Below are 14,599 nucleotides of genomic sequence, written 5' to 3'. Positions count from 1 at the left end.
CAGAAAATCCCAACGCACCGCGAAGGGGGGGCCAAAACTAGCCGTCACACTGGGGCCACTTCAAGTTGACATTGCCAGGCATGTCCGGCAGTTGTTCGATCATCAGGTTCTCCTTTTTCGCTCCCGCCCTGTCATTCCGACGCTTTGTGGGGCATCTCCGGTGCGGACGGGATAGCGGTCGCGGCGCGCGGTGGCATCGCAGCCACCAGCGGCGTGTCGACACCGAGCCGGCCTACGTTGGCCGCGCCACCAGGGGATCCCAGCGGGCCGTCCCGGCCGGGGAGCGGCCGATCGAAAAAGGCAGCGTTGTCTTCGAGGTGCTCTAACTGGTCATCGGGCAGATCGCCCTCCCAGTAAATCGCTTCGACGCGGCAAGCCGGCTTGCAAGCGCCGCAGTCCACGCACTCGTTGGGATTGATATACATCGCTCGGGCGCCCTCATAGATGCAGTCGACGGGGCACTCCTGAAGACAGGACTTGTCCATCACGTCTACACAGGCGGCGCCGATCACATAGGTCATAAGCTTTGAAGCTAGCCCACCGGTGGCGGGGTTGCTCTTGCCGAATGGCCTCAACTGTGATGACCAAAGACCCTTGTGTGCAATGCCGTACGGCTATCTGGCGCGAACGACAACGACCGGAACTCGTGCCGCCTGCGCCACGGCAGAGCTGACCGAGCCGAGAAGCATGCCGGGAAAGCCCCCGCGGCCGTGGCTTCCCAACACCACCAGCTGAGCGCGTTCGGACTCCTTGAGGAGCCACTGGGAGGGCTTGTCGCAGAAGAGCAATCGCTGGACGTGCACGTCCGGATACTGTTCTTGCCAGCCGGCGAGGCGCTCGGCGAGGATTTCCCGCCCTTCGCGCTCGCGGTCACGCCAGTCCATGCCGAGCACCGGAAATACCCCCACGTCGCTCCACACGTGTAGCGCCAGCAGTTGGACTTTACGGCGCGAGGCTTCATCGAAAGCCAGGGCGGTCGCCGCTTCAGACGCCGGCGATCCGTCGATGCCCAGCAGCACAGGCGCGTCGGGATCGGGAGTTGCGCCTTCTTCGGAGTGGACAACCGCGACCGGACAGTGGGCGTGGTGAAGCAGTCCCGTCGTGACGGAGCCCAGCAGCAGGCGGGCCAGCGCGCCCAGGCCCTGGCTGCCGACGACGATCATCCGGGCATCCTTGGAGGCATCGATCAGCGCCCGCATGACGACGGAATAAACGATCTCCGTGTGTATTTCGGGCGGCTCTGAGTCACCAAGGCTGGCGCTCAGCGTCTTGCGCGCCCGGTCGATGACATGCTGCGCATCGTCTAGCTGCCACTCGGGCATGTCCGCGTACAGTTCACCCGCCGGCCACCCGGCAATCACGGGCGCAACAGCGTGCATCAGCGTGATGGGCAGCCGACGCATGGCGGCCTCTCGGGTGCCCCAGGCGACGGCGGCGTCGGACGCGGCCGATCCGTCGACGCAGACTAATATTCCGAATTTAGCTGTAGTTTCTGGCATTTCGTCTCCCTCGTTATGACCTCTGCCGCGGACGTCGGCGTCTTGTCATCGAAATCGGGCAAATCGATCTCCAGATGACGAACCGTTCCGTATTCGGCGGGCTTTCGACGCCAGCCGAGATCGGATAGGACCATGAACATGAGATGGTTCTGGCCCAGGACGTCGGCGACAAACCGTCGAATCCCGCGAGCGCGTGCGATTCGGGCGAGATGTTTAAGCAGGGCCGTTCCCACGCCCAGCGAGTGGTCTTCGTGGGCGACCGTAACCGCGATTTCGGCGGCTTCGGGGTCGTCGCTGCGGACGATGTAGTTCGCAATGCCGATCAGCCGGTCGGCGTCGAATGCGCCGATAGCGTACTGGCCCTGTGAAGGCTCGGTCATCGTCTCGACGAGCTTGTCGAGATCGACTGGATTCAGCGTGAAAAAGCGGAAGTATCGATCGTGGTCGGTGAGGTGCTGATGGAGTGCCAGCGCGGCCGCGGTGTCGTCACCGGTGAGGCGGCGTAGCGCAACGACTCGTCCGTCGAGCAGTTCAGCGCTAGCCGCGGATTGCACCGGTTGATGGCTCATCATCCCTCCTCACCTGCACATGACGGTATGCCCGGCCCGCGCAGGTTGGGCAGGGCCGTTGGACTCTCACCCCGGCGCCATTGGTCCCCGTGCGGCCGAGCCTCAGGCCTGCGATCGGCCGGCGTCACGACAAGCCCCGCAACAGGTTCCGGGCGTTAGTGATCCGTCAGCGGAGCGGTCCATTGAACGCGAGTACCGCCCTCGGGTGGACGGGAGATCTCGCACCGGCCGCCAACCTGTTCGGCGCGATACAACATATTGGCAAGGCCGCTGCGGCGCGGATTGTCGGCGGGCATCCCGCATCCGTTGTCGATGATGTCGAGAGTCAGCATGTCGGCGACACTGACCGCGACGGTCAGGCGCGAGGCACCGGAGTGGCGGACGGCGTTGCTGACAGCCTCCGCGGTGACCGCTTCGGCATGCTCGGCAAGTTCCCCGCCAATGGCGGTCGTCGGTCCGTGCATGCGGACGGTGGTGACGATGTCACGGTTCTCGGTTAGGTCGGTGACCACTCGTTGAATCCGATGCCGGAAGCCGCCGTCGTTCTCCGACGTGGATTTCAGCCGGAAGATGGTCGTGCGGATCTCTTCGATGATGGTTTGGAGATCGTCCAGTGTGCGGTTGAGTCGGTCGACAACCTCGGGTGAACGTGCCCGGGCGACGGTGCCCTGGAGATCCATGCCCGCGGCGAACAACCGTTGGATGACGTGATCGTGCAAGTCGTGCGCGATGCGCTCGCGCTCGGCCACAATGGTGAGGCGGCGCGCATGCTCACGACCGGACGCGAGCATGAGGGCTATCGCGGCGTGGGTCGCGAAATCGCTTACCAACTCCAGGTAACGGTCGTCGAACGGTGGCTGGCCCGCGCCCCGCGCGACGGCGATCACGCCGACGACTTCGTCGTCGGTCCGCAGCGGCATCACAATCGCGGAGCGCTGCCCGACATCGGTGAATGCCTGAATCGGGTAGTTCAAGGCCTCGGTGATCAGCGGCTTGCCAGAGAGGAAAACACCACCGGTGGTGGAAGCGTCCACCGGAATCCGTTGGCCGATAACCTCGGAGGCATGCAGCCCCACCGCCGCGGATACGACAAGTGTCTCGATTTCATCGGCAGGGAGGTCTGCGTCGCCCGGAACGAGCACTATCGCCTGTTCGGCTTCGGTTAGCGCGCACGCGCGTTCCGCGATCAACTGCAAAGGGCTCAGGCTCGGTTCGACACTGGACAGCAACGCCGTTGTGATTTCCCGGCTAGCGTCCATCCACTTCACCGCTGCGCGCTCGCGCTCGAATATCTGCGCATTATCGATGGCGACCGCAGCCGCGAATGCCAATGCACGAGCGGCCACCTCGTCGGATTCGGAGAACAGCCGACCTGGCTCGTCGTGGGTCAGGTAGAGGTTGCCGAATATCTTCCCCCGGATGGTGATCGGCACACCAAGAAAAGCTTGCATCGTTGGATGGTGCTCGGGGAATCCGACCGCAGCAGGGTGCTGAGCCACATCGTCGAGACGCAAAGCTGGCGTATCGAAGAGCGACAGACTGAGGACCCCCTTGCCAACCGGCAGGGACCCAATTCGCCGCGCGGTGTCATCGTCGATTCCAGCGTGAAAAAACGAGATCAACATGCCGTCGGGATCACGTACAGCCAGGGCGCCGTAGGGGGCGGATGTTAGGTCCCTGGCCGCCCGGATTATCCGCCGCAGCGTTGCGTCGAGATCGAGATCTGAACCGATCTCGACGATCACCTGGAGCAAAAGTTCCATTTGATCGCGCGCTGCCAGCAACTCGTCGAGTTGCTCGTGCATCCTATTTACCAGGCCACGCTGGCCGAGCCCAGCAAAAGCCGACACGCTGTCATCGCCGGCCACCCGACCCGATACCTCCACGACACTTGAGCCCCGTACAACCTCCGCGTTACGCAACGCCACAACTAAAACGGGGCAACACGAAGGTGCTCGGCCAGCTTAGTCCGGTTTGGATCGAACCCCAAGAATTAAAGATCCGCCCGCGAAGACGGTCACCTAAGTCAGTTACCGGTGGCCGGCGGGGCGGACTGTTGGCCCAGCTTCGAGGCGAACACCGCTGCCTGGGTCCGCCGTTCCATGCCGAGTTTGGCCAGCAATCGCGATACGTAGTTCTTCACCGTTTTCTCGGCGAGAAACATCCGGGCGGCGATCTGCCTGTTGGTCAAGCCCTCGCTGAGGAGTTCCAGTAGCGTTCGCTCGCGCTCGGTCAATCCAGACAGTGGATCCTTGTGCTCCGCGGCCCCGCGAAGTTTTGCCATCAACGCCGCTGCCGCCCGATTGTCCAGCAGCGATTTACCGGCACCGACGTCCTTGATCGCTTGCGCCAGTTCCATCCCCCTGATGTCTTTGACGACGTAGCCGCTGGCGCCGGCCAGAATCGCCTCGAGCATTGCTTCATCGGAGGTGAAGGATGTCAACATCAGACACCGCAGCTCCGGGAGCTCGGACAGCAGGTCGCGGCACAATTCGATTCCGTTGCCGTCGGGAAGACGCACGTCAAGCACGGCGACGTCAGGCTTCAACGCGGGTATGCGCACCATCGCCTCGGACACCGAGCCGGCGTCACCAATGACCTCGAGGTCGGGATCCGACGCCAGCAAATCGGCGAGGCCACGACGAACGACTTCATGGTCGTCGACCAGGAAAACCTTAACCATCGCGAGTCCTTCCAGCTGAGCGTTCGAGGAAAGATCATCAAACCCTGACCCAATATCCCACGTTTTCACGTTCGCCGATTTCACAGATGTTGGCGGTTGACGATGAGCAGCGAGCAGTCGGCGTCGCGCAGTACGGCGCCGCCGACTGGTCCGACGAGTTCCCTGAGATGCTCGCGGTTGCCTGCGCCGACAATTACCAGCTGCACCGTTCGGCAGTTGTAAGCCAGAAACTCCATGAAAGTGGTGCCTAGGGCCACCGACTCGACGTGGAGATCCGGATAACGGCGTCTCCAACGGGCCAGCCGGCGGTCGAGGTCAGCGAGTGCCCGGCGATCCCCTTCGCCTTCTGCCGCCGTATCGTCCGACACGCTTCGCCGGCAGACGATCGCCTCGACGGTGGCGTCGCGCAGCCGGGCTTCTTCCATGGCGACGCCGAGCAACACGTCGTTGTCGGGAGCGGGAGCCTTGTCCACTTCGACAACGATCCTATGGACTGGCAGTCGTCGAGGCTGCTTGCGGGGCTCGCGAACGATGGCCACCGGGCACCGCGCCGAGAGAGCCAGGGCCGCGGCGGTAGAACCCACCCGGGACGGTTGAAAGTGGAGTAATCCGACCGAACCGACGCACACCATGGCCGCCGATGCCGACGCGCGGATCAACGACTCGATCGGGGGGCCCTGGACGATCTCCTGCTCGATTTTTACCGGCTGGCCTGTGGCCTCGATTGCCGTGAACGCGCGAACCGCGGTTTCTGCGGTGACGAGCTTGCGCTCCGCTTCCAGGGGGTCGCCCGACTCGATCGCAGAAAGCAGACGCAGGGGGACGTCACGGCTGACCGCCTCGTCAACCGCCCAGAGCGCGGCGCGCGTCGCGGCCTTTGAGCCGTCGATACCGACGACGATCGGCCGAGGTGCAGCTAACTCGTTCATAGCGAGCCTTTCGGACTCAATCACGGATGACAAGCACTGAGCAGTCGGGAAAGCCCATGATTGGATGGCAGTTGGGAGTGGCGAGCTCGGCGATCCGATCGGCGTCAGCCTTGCCTACAACGGCCAGTTCGATTGCGGTGCTGTGGTTTTCGGAGGACTTCACGCCGGTGCCTGCGGCGACGATTTGGACAGGTACATCCGGATAGCGTCGAACCCAGCTGTTCAGCCGCCGATCGATCTGCCGCACAGTGGCGTTGCGGCGCCGCGCTTCCTCCATGGCTTGGTGCACAACTTCGTCGTTGTCGGGCTCGTCGTTGAGCACGACGGCGATCACGCCCGGCTCTGCGGCCGTTCCGTCGGGATTGCTTCGGATGATTGCTACCGGGCAGTGTGCCCGCGACACCAACGCGGCCTCGACTGTGCCCAGCAACTTGTCGGCCGTCCATCCGCGCCGATCGGTGCCGACACAAACCAGGGCTGCGTCCTGCGATTCGTTGATCAAGACTTGCTCGGGGTCACCCGAGAGAACAACCGTTTCGACCTCGACCGTTCTTCCTGCCGCCCGGGCCGCGCTTTGCACGGCGACCTCCGCCTGGTGAAGCATCGCTTCGCCAGATTCGACCTGCCAGTCGGAGGTCTTTTCCGACGCGGATCGCGTCCCTGGGCGCCCGACGACACGGACAAGGCGAAGGGGAACTTGTCGGCGGATGGCCTCGTCGATTGCCCACTTGGCGGCGTTAACGGCTGCTTGCGAACCGTCGATACCTACGACCACCGACTTCGAGTGCAGCTGGTTCATGTGGGAAGTCCTGCCTCCTTGGCGAGCGGCCGACCATTCGGTTGGCCCAACCTCAGGCTATTGAGGCCGGGGGCTTGCACGCAGGGCCCTTAGACCTCACATCGCCTGCCGTTCGTCCCCAAGAGTGGCCTCGATGGGGATCGATGGCCGTCAAGCGTTGAACACAGGGCCCAAGTCGCAGGGCTCGGCGGCCAGCTCAAATAACCTTTCGACATGCGCGCGATCGCAGGTCGCGGTGCCGGGGGTCGTCAGCATGGCCGCACCCGCCGCGATGCCCAAACGCACGGACTTGGCGAGCGGCCATCCGCGACACAGGCCTACCGCAATCGCGGCAACCATCGCGTCGCCGGCTCCGACGCCGCTCCCCGCTGGCACCGAAATCGCCGAAAAGCGTTGGCCCGTATGCATAGTCACGAGCAGCGCGCCACGAGATCCCAACGACACCACCACGACCTGTGCGCGACCCCATTCGATGAGTCGATGTGCGGCGGCCACCTGCTCGGGTTCGGTGACCAGGGGCCGCCCGACGCATTCACGCAGTTCTCGTACGCTGGCTTTGAGCAGGTACACCCCGGATGAGACGTGTCGCAAGCCGCCGCCGGAGGTGTCCAAAATCAAACGGATACCCAGATCCCGGCACATGTCGGCGACGCGCTGATAGTAGTCGGGAGGCACGCCCGGCGGCAGGCTACCGCTTGCCACGACGATTTCGGCCGACTCTGCTGCCATCCGTAGTTGGTCCAGGCACAGCGACTGTTCGGCGGACGTCAGCCGTGGCCCGGGGAGGACGAAGCGGTACTGCTGGCCGGTACTCGTCTCGTTGACAGTGAGGCTCTCACGCGTCGACGCCGCGATCGCAACCTGTCGAAATGTCACTCCCGCATCGTCGAGAAGCGACATAACAAGACCACCGGTCGGCCCGCCGGCGGGAAACACCGCTTCCACCGACGCACCGAGCACGTGTCCGACCCGGGCAACGTTGATACCGCCGCCTCCGGGGTCGTAACGCGTTGACCCACAGCGCATTTTGTCGGTCGGTCGCACAACGTCAATGCTCGTTGTGATGTCGAGCGCTGGGTTCATGGTCAACGTCACGATCTGCGCTCGGCTGGGAGCCGGTGCGGCTGGCGCCTCCATATTCGTCGACTCCGCTCTTGGTTTCAGGCCGGTCGGGCGCGACCGGAACGGTACGGATTACGGCGGTGGCTGATCAGTGGCGTCGGTTCTCCCCACATCCCTTATCCCCGAACCCTATCCCCGAGCCCTATCCCCGCATTTCCAAGACATCACTCAATGGTCGTCGCGGCGTCGGCGGTGGAGTCAGCTCGCCCTTGGGCTCGTTGCCGACCCGGATCAAAACCTGCGGCACAAGCGCGGGAGCCGTTGTCAGATCGCGAATGATGTCCCGGCCGGCCTTCAGCTCGGTGATGTGCGTTACCGGACAAGTTGCCAGTCCGGCCATCGTGCACTCCAGCAAAATCGCCGAAAGCGCCTCGCCGCAATTAAGGGCATCGGCTCGCGTATCACCCGGTGTGGATAGCACGAGGATTTCCGCTTGGTCGTGGACGCCCGCAGAGCTCAGCTGGTGCGCGTCGGTGGGGAACCGACGGTTCACGTCGACCCGGCGGTCGTTCGCCTCTGACAGCAGCGCGCTCTGAGGTATCCCATCAACCTGTCTCGACGGCGCTGTCCACCAAAGCAATTCCTGGCAATACCGATCGTCGTAGCGGCGTAGCGCCTCGGTCAGACGAGACGCCTCGGCCAACCGCGGTCGCGCATCGTCGCCCAACACGTCAAGGGTGACGAATTCGTTTGCGAATGCGCTGCGAAGCACGGGTTCGAACGACGACCAGTGCTTCGGCGCCCGAAACGGCAGGCGGTTGGTCCGCCGACGCAGTATCGCGTCGGCGCGATCGCGCCGGGCCGGGGCCACGTAGCCCAGCGAAGCGAAGTCGATCGAGGCGAGGTGGTCGAGGTTGTTCGGGTTGGGAAACTGTTCGACGTTCGTATTCCAACCGACCGCCGCCATCGCGACCCGAAAGTGATCCAGTGCGGCGCCACAGCTGATGATCGCTTCGCGACCCGACGCGTCGGTCGACGTCACTGTTCGGTACGGGTCGACGAATAGGTCGACGCTCGCGCGGCCGGCAACCCAACGCCATGGCTGGCTGTTGTGGATCGAGGGAGCACGACACGCCAACTCGATTGCCGTCGTGATCACCTTGGTGTCCGCGATCATTTGGGTCATCATCCTCACCTGCTCCTGTATGGCTACGACCCTCGGGCATGTGCACGTCGGACGCCAGGGTCCTTGGTCCCCAGCGTCAGGTAATTGGACTCTGACGGGGCGCCCTGGTCCTCTCGTCGAACGTCCGTGTCGACGGGGACGTATGACCCTACTCGGCGACGCTGCCGTCTTCCTAGCGTCGAAACACAACCGCGAACGCGGCGAGAGGTTGACGCCATGCATCCGAAACCAGACACCCAGGTTTTCCAGAGGGCGGTACTGCTCGCATGCCGAGCTCCATCCATCCACAACAGCCAGCCATGGCGGTGGGTGGCCGAAGGCGGACGTCTGCGCTTGTATGTCGATCGTTACCGGGTGGTGCCGGGCGCTGACGATTCGGGTCGAGAGGCGATTATCAGTTGTGGCGCGGTGCTCGATCACCTTCGCGTCGCCATGCTGGCGGCAGGCTGGCGCGCACGAATCGTGCGGTTTCCCAACCCGAATGACCGCGACAATCTGGCATCGATCGAATTCAGTCCAGTCGATCACGTCACCGACGCGGACCGGTTGCGCGCTGCGGCGATCCTGCAGCGCAGAACCGATCGGCTTCCGCTGGAACGGCCCACCTACTGGGATGCCTTCGAACCCATCCTGCGCGGCACCGTCGAAGGCACCCCCGTCACGCTTGATGTGCTCCCCGACGACGTGCGACCACAGCTGGCTCGGGCCTCGCGGCGCGCCGAACAAGTTCGCCGCGACGATCTGTCGTATCACATCGAATTAGATTGGTGGACATCACCATTCGTGGCGGCCGAGGGCGTACCTCCGAGCGCGCTGGCGTCCGACAATGAATACCCCCGCGTCGACGTGGGACGCGAGTTTCCGGTCAGAGGCCACCAGGATCGGCGCCCAGAAGTCGAGGTCGACTGGTCGAAAATCCTTGTGTTGTCTACCCCGGAAGACACCCCAGCGGATGCGTTGAGGTGCGGCGAAGTGTTGTCGACGGTGTTACTGGAATGCACCGTGGCCGGGATCTCGACCTGCACCTTGACCCATCTGATCGAGGTCGACGAAAGCCGCGAAATCGTGCGTGGCCTGACCGCTCAGGAGGGTCGGCCACAGGCGCTGATCCGCGCCGGGATAGCGCCGCCGATAGAACATCTTCCCGCGCCCACACCGCGACGCCCGTTGGACGAAGTCTTGCAGGTCCGCTAGTCCTCGGCACTTACTACCGACGCTGTGTCGTCGCGGCCACCGCAACCGGCCAATCGCAAAAGACGGCACCTCGTGGTCGAACAACTTTTGTCCCTGCGAGGCGGGACTTTCGGCAGGCGCAACGTCGCCGCTTTCGTTAGTAGCCTCAGCGGTATGACGTACCAAATCGACGATGGAGTCACCATTTTGCCGCAGCACGAATGCTGGGATCTCCTGGCCGGCGTAACGCTGGGGCGGCTGGTCACCAGCGTCGACGGCCAGCCCAAAATCTTTCCCGTCAACTACGTCGTCCAGCACCGCACGGTGCTGTTTCGCACCGCGGCGGGCACCAAGCTGGTCAGCACCGCGATAAACAACCGCGTGCTGTTCGAGGCCGACGACCATAACGTCGCCGAAGGCTGGAGCGTGATCGTCGAGGGCAGGGCGCACTCGCTTCGCAGGGACGAGGAGATCGAGCAAGCCGAGCGTGCCCAGTTGCTGCCGTGGACGAAATCCGAGAAGACGCACTATGTCCGCGTGATTCCCGAGACCGTCACGGGCCGCCGGTTCCGATTCGGTCCGCCAGTGCTGGGGAGCACCGACCGCACTTGAGTGCGCGAGAGCCGCCGCATTGGCGCACCAACCGTTGGGCGGCTCGGTTCGCGACGAATGTCCCAACGGTACGGGACCTCAGTCCCTCCCATCGCGCCTCGGTCAAATGCTCAACTGGCGCTACGGGATGGAAATCTCAAACACAACGGAGGCATGAGGAAATGGGTACTTCAGAACAACAGCTCAGGACGCGTATGTTCGCCCGCGTGCTCGGCCCGTTCTTCTTCATCTTCGCCGCCACGACGCTGGCCCGCACATCGGATATGCGAACGCTGCTTTCGGACTTCGAGGCCAACGCCGCGTCGCCGTGGGTGACAGGCGGCTTTCTACTTCTAGCGTCCCTTGTCATCATCGCGCTCCATCAGTACTGGCGAGGTGCAGCGGCAATCACCGTGTCTGTCGCGGGCTGAGTTCTCGCGCTACGCGCCTTGTTTCTCATGGCCTTTCCGCATGCCTTCGTGGCCGCCGCCGACGCCGCGATCCGTGTCAGCGCCGTGTGGATGAGCGTCGACATTTTCATCGGGCTGGTCGGGCTGTATCTAAGCTACGTCGGGTGGAAGCCGGCGCCGACTCAACCAGTGGCGCAGCCGCAAACATCGACCCCGGATCTCCCGCGCGCCGCATGAGGTACACGCCGGGATGGTGTCAAACCGGCGCGTGATTGCCGTCCTCCCCGCGGGTGAATCCCGGAGGGAGGACGTGGCCCTGGCGCCGACGCCGGAATCCGCTCCGGCCGCACCCGATCCAGCAGCTGGCCACCATCTGAGCGTGCTGGCCTGCGACATGAACGGCGAACCGCTGAGCCATGGCCACGGGGTACCGCTGCGGCTGCGCAACGAATTGCGCCTGGATGCGGCAGCGAAGTGCTCAAGGTATCGAGTTGAAGGTGGGAAGGGCTTCCATATAACCAGGCCATGCGGTAGAGTTTACACAATCTATATTGTAAAAACTCGGGAGGTGCGAAAGCCCATGGTCGACAACGAACTTGACGTTCGGGGGCTGCGAAAGGCGGATAAGCACCCGATGATTTTCGCGGCCTACGGCGGCTTACCGGTCGGGGGCTCGTTCGTGCTGGTTAACGATCACGATCCCAAGCATCTGCACCAGGAGTTCGAGGCCGATTACGCCGGCAGCTATGGCTGGGACTACGTCGAGAAGGGGCCCGCGGTTTGGCGGATCCGGATCAGCAAGCACACCGCCACCCCGCTTCCCCGCGTCCTGGCCAACACCGCCGACATCGCTGCCGAACCGGACGTGGCCGGGGCGGTGTGGAAGCTGGAAGTCCGGGAGCGCGACCTGGACTCGAACGTCATCGCGCTGGCTCCCAACCGCGAAATCGGCATGCATACCGGGGCCGACGTCGACGTCTTGATCCACGTGTTGTCCGGCAGCGGGCGACTCACCACCGAGCAGGGCACGATCGATCTCGCCACCGGCGCCCTGCTGTGGTTGCCGAAACGTTCACAGCGACAGTTCACCGCTGGCCCGGCCGGGTTGCGCTACCTGACCGTGCACCAAAAGCGGGACATCCTGCCGCTGGTCCCCACCGTGCGGCAGGCCGTCTGATGGGCGGCACCGGGAAGACCGGTCAACCAGCAGCGATGCCGCACGCGAACCGCGGCGACGACGCCGTGCAGGGGCACTGGCTGCTGGCCCGGCTGGGCAAGCGGGTGCTGCGCCCGGGCGGTATCGGGCTCACCCGCACGCTGCTGGCCCGCGCCGAGGTGACCGGCGCCGACGTGCTGGAGTTGGCGCCGGGTTTGGGCCGCACCGCGACCGAAATCATTGCGCGCCATCCGCGCTCGTATCTGGGCGCCGAACAAGACCCCGACGCCGCTCGGTCGGTTCGCGAGCTCGTCAGCGGACAAGGCGGCGTCCGAGTCACCGATGCCGCCGATACCGGCCTGCCCGATGCCAGCAAAGACGTCGTCATCGGTGAGGCGATGATGACCATGCAGGGTGATGCGGCCAAGCATCACATCGTCGCCGAGGCGTCGCGGGTGCTGCGGCCGGGTGGACGCTACGCCATTCACGAACTCGCGTTGACGCCGGACACCGTTTCCGAGGAGATCAAGACCGACGTGCGGCAGTCGCTGGCCCGGGCGATCAAGGTCAACGCCCGTCCCCTGACGGTTGCCGAGTGGTCGCGACTGCTGTCCGACCACGGTCTGGTCGTCGAGCATGTCGCGACCGCGCCGATGGCACTGTTGCAGCCGCGACGCTTGATCGCCGACGAAGGCCTGCTGGGAGCGCTGCGGTTCGCCAAAAACCTCTTGACCCACCGCGACGCCCGCCGGCGAGTGCTCGAGATGCGCCGCACCTTCCGTCGACACCGCGAACGGCTCGTCGCCGTCGCGATCGTCGCCCGCAAAGGCCTATCGTGACCGCCGAAGCGCCCCCCTAGGGGCGATGACTCACAAGTTCAGCGTGCGACCAGGTCGTCGAGTTCTGGTGTGTCGGTGCCGGTGAGCCGGCGGTGCATGGCCCAGGCGATCCTGCCGGCTTGGGTTTTCGCGTGTTCGGCAACTGGCCCGCAATACATTTCGTCGACGGTGTGGTTCCACGTGGTCAGCCAGCGGACGAAGTGATCGCCGCTCAGCGGAGTTCGTTGGTGCACGTTCCGGTGAGCATGCAATGCGCTACCCCGATACAAACCGGCGCGGAACAAGACCGTCTCCCAGAAGTCGCACATCACCGGGATGTGCGAATCCAGACCCCTGACCCGCAATTCACTGAAGGGCTCGGCGAGGACACCGTCGACCAGCACCCGGCCATAGAACCGGCGCAACAGCGCCTCCACGTCGGCGCGGGTGGCCAGATCCGTGCGCTCTTGGGGTAGCACGTCAGCCATGTGCGATCACCCGCGCGATACATAACTCGGGCTCGACAAACGGCTCCAGCTCGGCATGCAAGCCCGACCGAGGTGATTTCTTCGCCCGGCCTCCCGCTGCCGCGCTAGTCAGCAAACCCTGCAGCAGTCCCCGGTGCAAGGCACACCCGACCTCCGGGTGGGCGCGGGCCAGATTTCGTACCGGGCAGGCGCGCAGACGAATGGTTCGTTGGCTTTCGGCCGTCGCCGTCGCGGCCGGGGTCAGCTCGGGATCGAACCCCATCTTTGCGAACGCCGCCGCGACCATCGCAGCTTCGTCGTCGAGGGTCTTCCCCGGCCGCACGCTGTCCGAAACAGCGACTCCCCCAACATCTTCGCGCGCTGACCCCGCCTCGATCCGCGTTGCCCATCGCCGCCCAGCGGCCTCGGCGCGTCGACGCCGCTTGTCGGCGGTGTCGCCCAGCTCCAGCGCCAGAATCTCGGCCAGGCCCTGATAGTCCAGCCGCTCCCGCACCGCGAGGTACCCGGTGCGGGGACGACCCCTACCGACCCGTGTGATCCGGGTACGCTCGATCGCTCCTTCGCCACACAACGCGTCGAGGTGAAAGCGCACCGTGGTGATGTGCAGTCCCATCCGCGCAGCGAGCTCGCCCGCATCGACCGCGCCTTCATGCTCGCGCACCAGCTCAAGGATCCGTTGACGCTGCCGGTGGCGGGGCCCGCGGGGCTGTCGCCGGGTTCCCCGGTCGGTTTGGTCGTCCACCGCGAGCATCCCCTCAGCACTTGGTTCCATCGTTATTTAGAGGATATTATTCATTAATAATAAGACTGGTGCAAGGGCCGAAGGAGCGGTGGCCATGTCAGCACTGATTGCGCGGGCCGTGCCAGAGGTCACGGTGGAAACCCAGGTCATCAAGGATGCGGTGCAGTTGGCGTGCCGGGCCCCGTCGCTGCACAACAGCCAACCGTGGCTGTGGGTGGCCGACGGCGCCCGACTGGACTTGTTTCTCGATCTCAGCCGAGTCCTACACACGGATCGATCGAGGCGGCAGGCACTTATCAGCTGCGGCGCGGCACTCGACCACCTGCGGGTGGCGATGGCGGCCGCGGGATGGACGGTCTGCCCGGGTGGTCAAAAGCGAGGAGTCGGCGCACTTTGACGTCGGGGTAGCGCTCTTTCCAGCCGGCCAGATACTCGGCCAGACTGCGCTCCGCTTCCTCCGTGCTCGGCATCGGTATCTGTGGAAACGTCGGCAC

The 14,599-nt window shown here is 64.4% G+C and carries 15 protein-coding genes and 2 pseudogenes; 6 read left to right on the top strand and 11 right to left on the bottom strand.

Annotated features, from left to right (window positions below; genetic code table 11):
* Positions 1 to 131: 131 nt before the first annotated feature.
* The 9 genes from fdxA to AWC19_RS10855 all read right to left on the bottom strand — a co-directional run bounded on the left by fdxA (position 132) and on the right by AWC19_RS10855 (position 8,730).
* Positions 132 to 521, bottom strand: a complete 390-nt coding sequence (gene fdxA, locus AWC19_RS10895; protein ID WP_085078060.1) for a ferredoxin — start codon at positions 519 to 521, stop codon at positions 132 to 134.
* A 93-nt stretch (positions 522 to 614) separates the two neighbouring features.
* On the bottom strand, positions 615 to 1,499 hold the full coding sequence (locus tag AWC19_RS10890; RefSeq protein ID WP_085078059.1) for a universal stress protein: 885 nt from the start codon (positions 1,497 to 1,499) through the stop codon (positions 615 to 617).
* Positions 1,466 to 2,068: a GNAT family N-acetyltransferase gene (locus AWC19_RS10885; RefSeq protein WP_158090858.1), complete on the bottom strand. Its 603-nt coding sequence runs from the start codon at positions 2,066 to 2,068 to the stop codon at positions 1,466 to 1,468. Before AWC19_RS10885 ends, AWC19_RS10890 begins: the two co-directional genes overlap by 34 nt.
* Before the next feature lie 155 nt (positions 2,069 to 2,223).
* Positions 2,224 to 3,873 (bottom strand): GAF domain-containing sensor histidine kinase, encoded by a 1,650-nt coding sequence (locus tag AWC19_RS10880; protein ID WP_085078057.1) that lies wholly within the window; start codon positions 3,871 to 3,873, stop codon positions 2,224 to 2,226.
* Between the two features lie 221 nt (positions 3,874 to 4,094).
* Positions 4,095 to 4,751 (bottom strand): response regulator, encoded by a 657-nt coding sequence (locus tag AWC19_RS10875; RefSeq protein ID WP_085078056.1) that lies wholly within the window; start codon positions 4,749 to 4,751, stop codon positions 4,095 to 4,097.
* An 80-nt stretch (positions 4,752 to 4,831) separates the two neighbouring features.
* Complete coding sequence (locus AWC19_RS10870; RefSeq protein WP_085078055.1) at positions 4,832 to 5,680, bottom strand: universal stress protein; 849 nt, start codon at positions 5,678 to 5,680, stop codon at positions 4,832 to 4,834.
* Between the two features lie 16 nt (positions 5,681 to 5,696).
* Complete coding sequence (locus tag AWC19_RS10865) at positions 5,697 to 6,479, bottom strand: universal stress protein (protein WP_085078054.1); 783 nt, start codon at positions 6,477 to 6,479, stop codon at positions 5,697 to 5,699.
* Positions 6,480 to 6,629: 150 nt separating this feature from the next.
* Positions 6,630 to 7,616, bottom strand: coding sequence for a 1-phosphofructokinase family hexose kinase (locus AWC19_RS10860; RefSeq protein WP_085078053.1), 987 nt, complete (start codon positions 7,614 to 7,616; stop codon positions 6,630 to 6,632).
* 127 nt (positions 7,617 to 7,743) lie between these two features.
* A complete protein-coding gene (locus AWC19_RS10855) occupies positions 7,744 to 8,730 on the bottom strand; it encodes an Acg family FMN-binding oxidoreductase (protein ID WP_085078052.1) in 987 nt (328 codons plus the stop codon).
* A gap of 213 nt (positions 8,731 to 8,943) precedes the next feature.
* Here AWC19_RS10855 and AWC19_RS10850 point away from each other — a divergent pair, with 213 nt between their 5' ends.
* The 5 genes and pseudogenes from AWC19_RS10850 to AWC19_RS10830 all read left to right on the top strand — a co-directional run bounded on the left by AWC19_RS10850 (position 8,944) and on the right by AWC19_RS10830 (position 12,896).
* A complete protein-coding gene (locus tag AWC19_RS10850) occupies positions 8,944 to 9,921 on the top strand; it encodes an Acg family FMN-binding oxidoreductase (protein ID WP_085078051.1) in 978 nt (325 codons plus the stop codon).
* A 153-nt stretch (positions 9,922 to 10,074) separates the two neighbouring features.
* Positions 10,075 to 10,512: a pyridoxamine 5'-phosphate oxidase family protein gene (locus AWC19_RS10845; RefSeq protein ID WP_085078050.1), complete on the top strand. Its 438-nt coding sequence runs from the start codon at positions 10,075 to 10,077 to the stop codon at positions 10,510 to 10,512.
* A 194-nt stretch (positions 10,513 to 10,706) separates the two neighbouring features.
* Positions 10,707 to 11,138, top strand: a pseudogene (locus tag AWC19_RS10840) (hypothetical protein).
* A gap of 343 nt (positions 11,139 to 11,481) precedes the next feature.
* A complete protein-coding gene (locus AWC19_RS10835) occupies positions 11,482 to 12,078 on the top strand; it encodes a DUF2249 domain-containing protein (protein WP_085078049.1) in 597 nt (198 codons plus the stop codon).
* On the top strand, positions 12,078 to 12,896 hold the full coding sequence (locus tag AWC19_RS10830) for a class I SAM-dependent methyltransferase (protein WP_085078048.1): 819 nt from the start codon (positions 12,078 to 12,080) through the stop codon (positions 12,894 to 12,896). The genes AWC19_RS10835 and AWC19_RS10830 overlap by 1 nt, the downstream gene beginning before the upstream one ends.
* Positions 12,897 to 12,934: 38 nt before the next feature.
* Here the strand turns inward: AWC19_RS10830 and AWC19_RS10825 are convergent, their stop codons facing one another.
* Both AWC19_RS10825 and AWC19_RS10820 read right to left on the bottom strand, forming a co-directional pair.
* On the bottom strand, positions 12,935 to 13,363 hold the full coding sequence (locus tag AWC19_RS10825; RefSeq protein ID WP_085078047.1) for a group III truncated hemoglobin: 429 nt from the start codon (positions 13,361 to 13,363) through the stop codon (positions 12,935 to 12,937).
* On the bottom strand, positions 13,356 to 14,105 hold the full coding sequence (locus AWC19_RS10820) for a helix-turn-helix transcriptional regulator (protein WP_372508530.1): 750 nt from the start codon (positions 14,103 to 14,105) through the stop codon (positions 13,356 to 13,358). The genes AWC19_RS10825 and AWC19_RS10820 overlap by 8 nt, the downstream gene beginning before the upstream one ends.
* Positions 14,106 to 14,199: 94 nt before the next feature.
* On the opposite strand from AWC19_RS10820, the pseudogene AWC19_RS10815 reads away from it, so the two are divergent.
* A pseudogene (locus tag AWC19_RS10815) lies at positions 14,200 to 14,460 on the top strand (NAD(P)H nitroreductase); the annotation flags it as partial.
* Positions 14,461 to 14,599 lie beyond the last annotated feature (139 nt).

The organism is Mycobacterium palustre, assembly GCF_002101785.1.
GTDB classification, from domain to species: Bacteria; Actinomycetota; Actinomycetes; order Mycobacteriales; family Mycobacteriaceae; genus Mycobacterium; species Mycobacterium palustre.
Note: the sequence above shows the minus strand (reverse complement) of the source record. Positions and strands in the feature narration are given on the sequence as shown.

Excerpts from the sequence above, each read along its gene's own strand:
- fdxA (WP_085078060.1), bottom strand. The coding sequence starts at position 521 with ATGACCTATGTGATCGGCGCCGCCTGTGTAGACGTGATGGACAAGTCC.
- AWC19_RS10890 (WP_085078059.1), bottom strand. The coding sequence starts at position 1,499 with ATGCCAGAAACTACAGCTAAATTCGGAATATTAGTCTGCGTCGACGGA.
- AWC19_RS10885 (WP_158090858.1), bottom strand. The coding sequence starts at position 2,068 with ATGAGCCATCAACCGGTGCAATCCGCGGCTAGCGCTGAACTGCTCGAC.
- AWC19_RS10880 (WP_085078057.1), bottom strand. The coding sequence starts at position 3,873 with ATGCACGAGCAACTCGACGAGTTGCTGGCAGCGCGCGATCAAATGGAA.
- AWC19_RS10875 (WP_085078056.1), bottom strand. The coding sequence starts at position 4,751 with ATGGTTAAGGTTTTCCTGGTCGACGACCATGAAGTCGTTCGTCGTGGC.
- AWC19_RS10870 (WP_085078055.1), bottom strand. The coding sequence starts at position 5,680 with ATGAACGAGTTAGCTGCACCTCGGCCGATCGTCGTCGGTATCGACGGC.
- AWC19_RS10865 (WP_085078054.1), bottom strand. The coding sequence starts at position 6,479 with ATGAACCAGCTGCACTCGAAGTCGGTGGTCGTAGGTATCGACGGTTCG.
- AWC19_RS10860 (WP_085078053.1), bottom strand. The coding sequence starts at position 7,616 with ATGGAGGCGCCAGCCGCACCGGCTCCCAGCCGAGCGCAGATCGTGACG.
- AWC19_RS10855 (WP_085078052.1), bottom strand. The coding sequence starts at position 8,730 with ATGATGACCCAAATGATCGCGGACACCAAGGTGATCACGACGGCAATC.
- AWC19_RS10850 (WP_085078051.1), top strand. The coding sequence starts at position 8,944 with ATGCATCCGAAACCAGACACCCAGGTTTTCCAGAGGGCGGTACTGCTC.
- AWC19_RS10845 (WP_085078050.1), top strand. The coding sequence starts at position 10,075 with ATGACGTACCAAATCGACGATGGAGTCACCATTTTGCCGCAGCACGAA.
- AWC19_RS10835 (WP_085078049.1), top strand. The coding sequence starts at position 11,482 with ATGGTCGACAACGAACTTGACGTTCGGGGGCTGCGAAAGGCGGATAAG.
- AWC19_RS10830 (WP_085078048.1), top strand. The coding sequence starts at position 12,078 with ATGGGCGGCACCGGGAAGACCGGTCAACCAGCAGCGATGCCGCACGCG.
- AWC19_RS10825 (WP_085078047.1), bottom strand. The coding sequence starts at position 13,363 with ATGGCTGACGTGCTACCCCAAGAGCGCACGGATCTGGCCACCCGCGCC.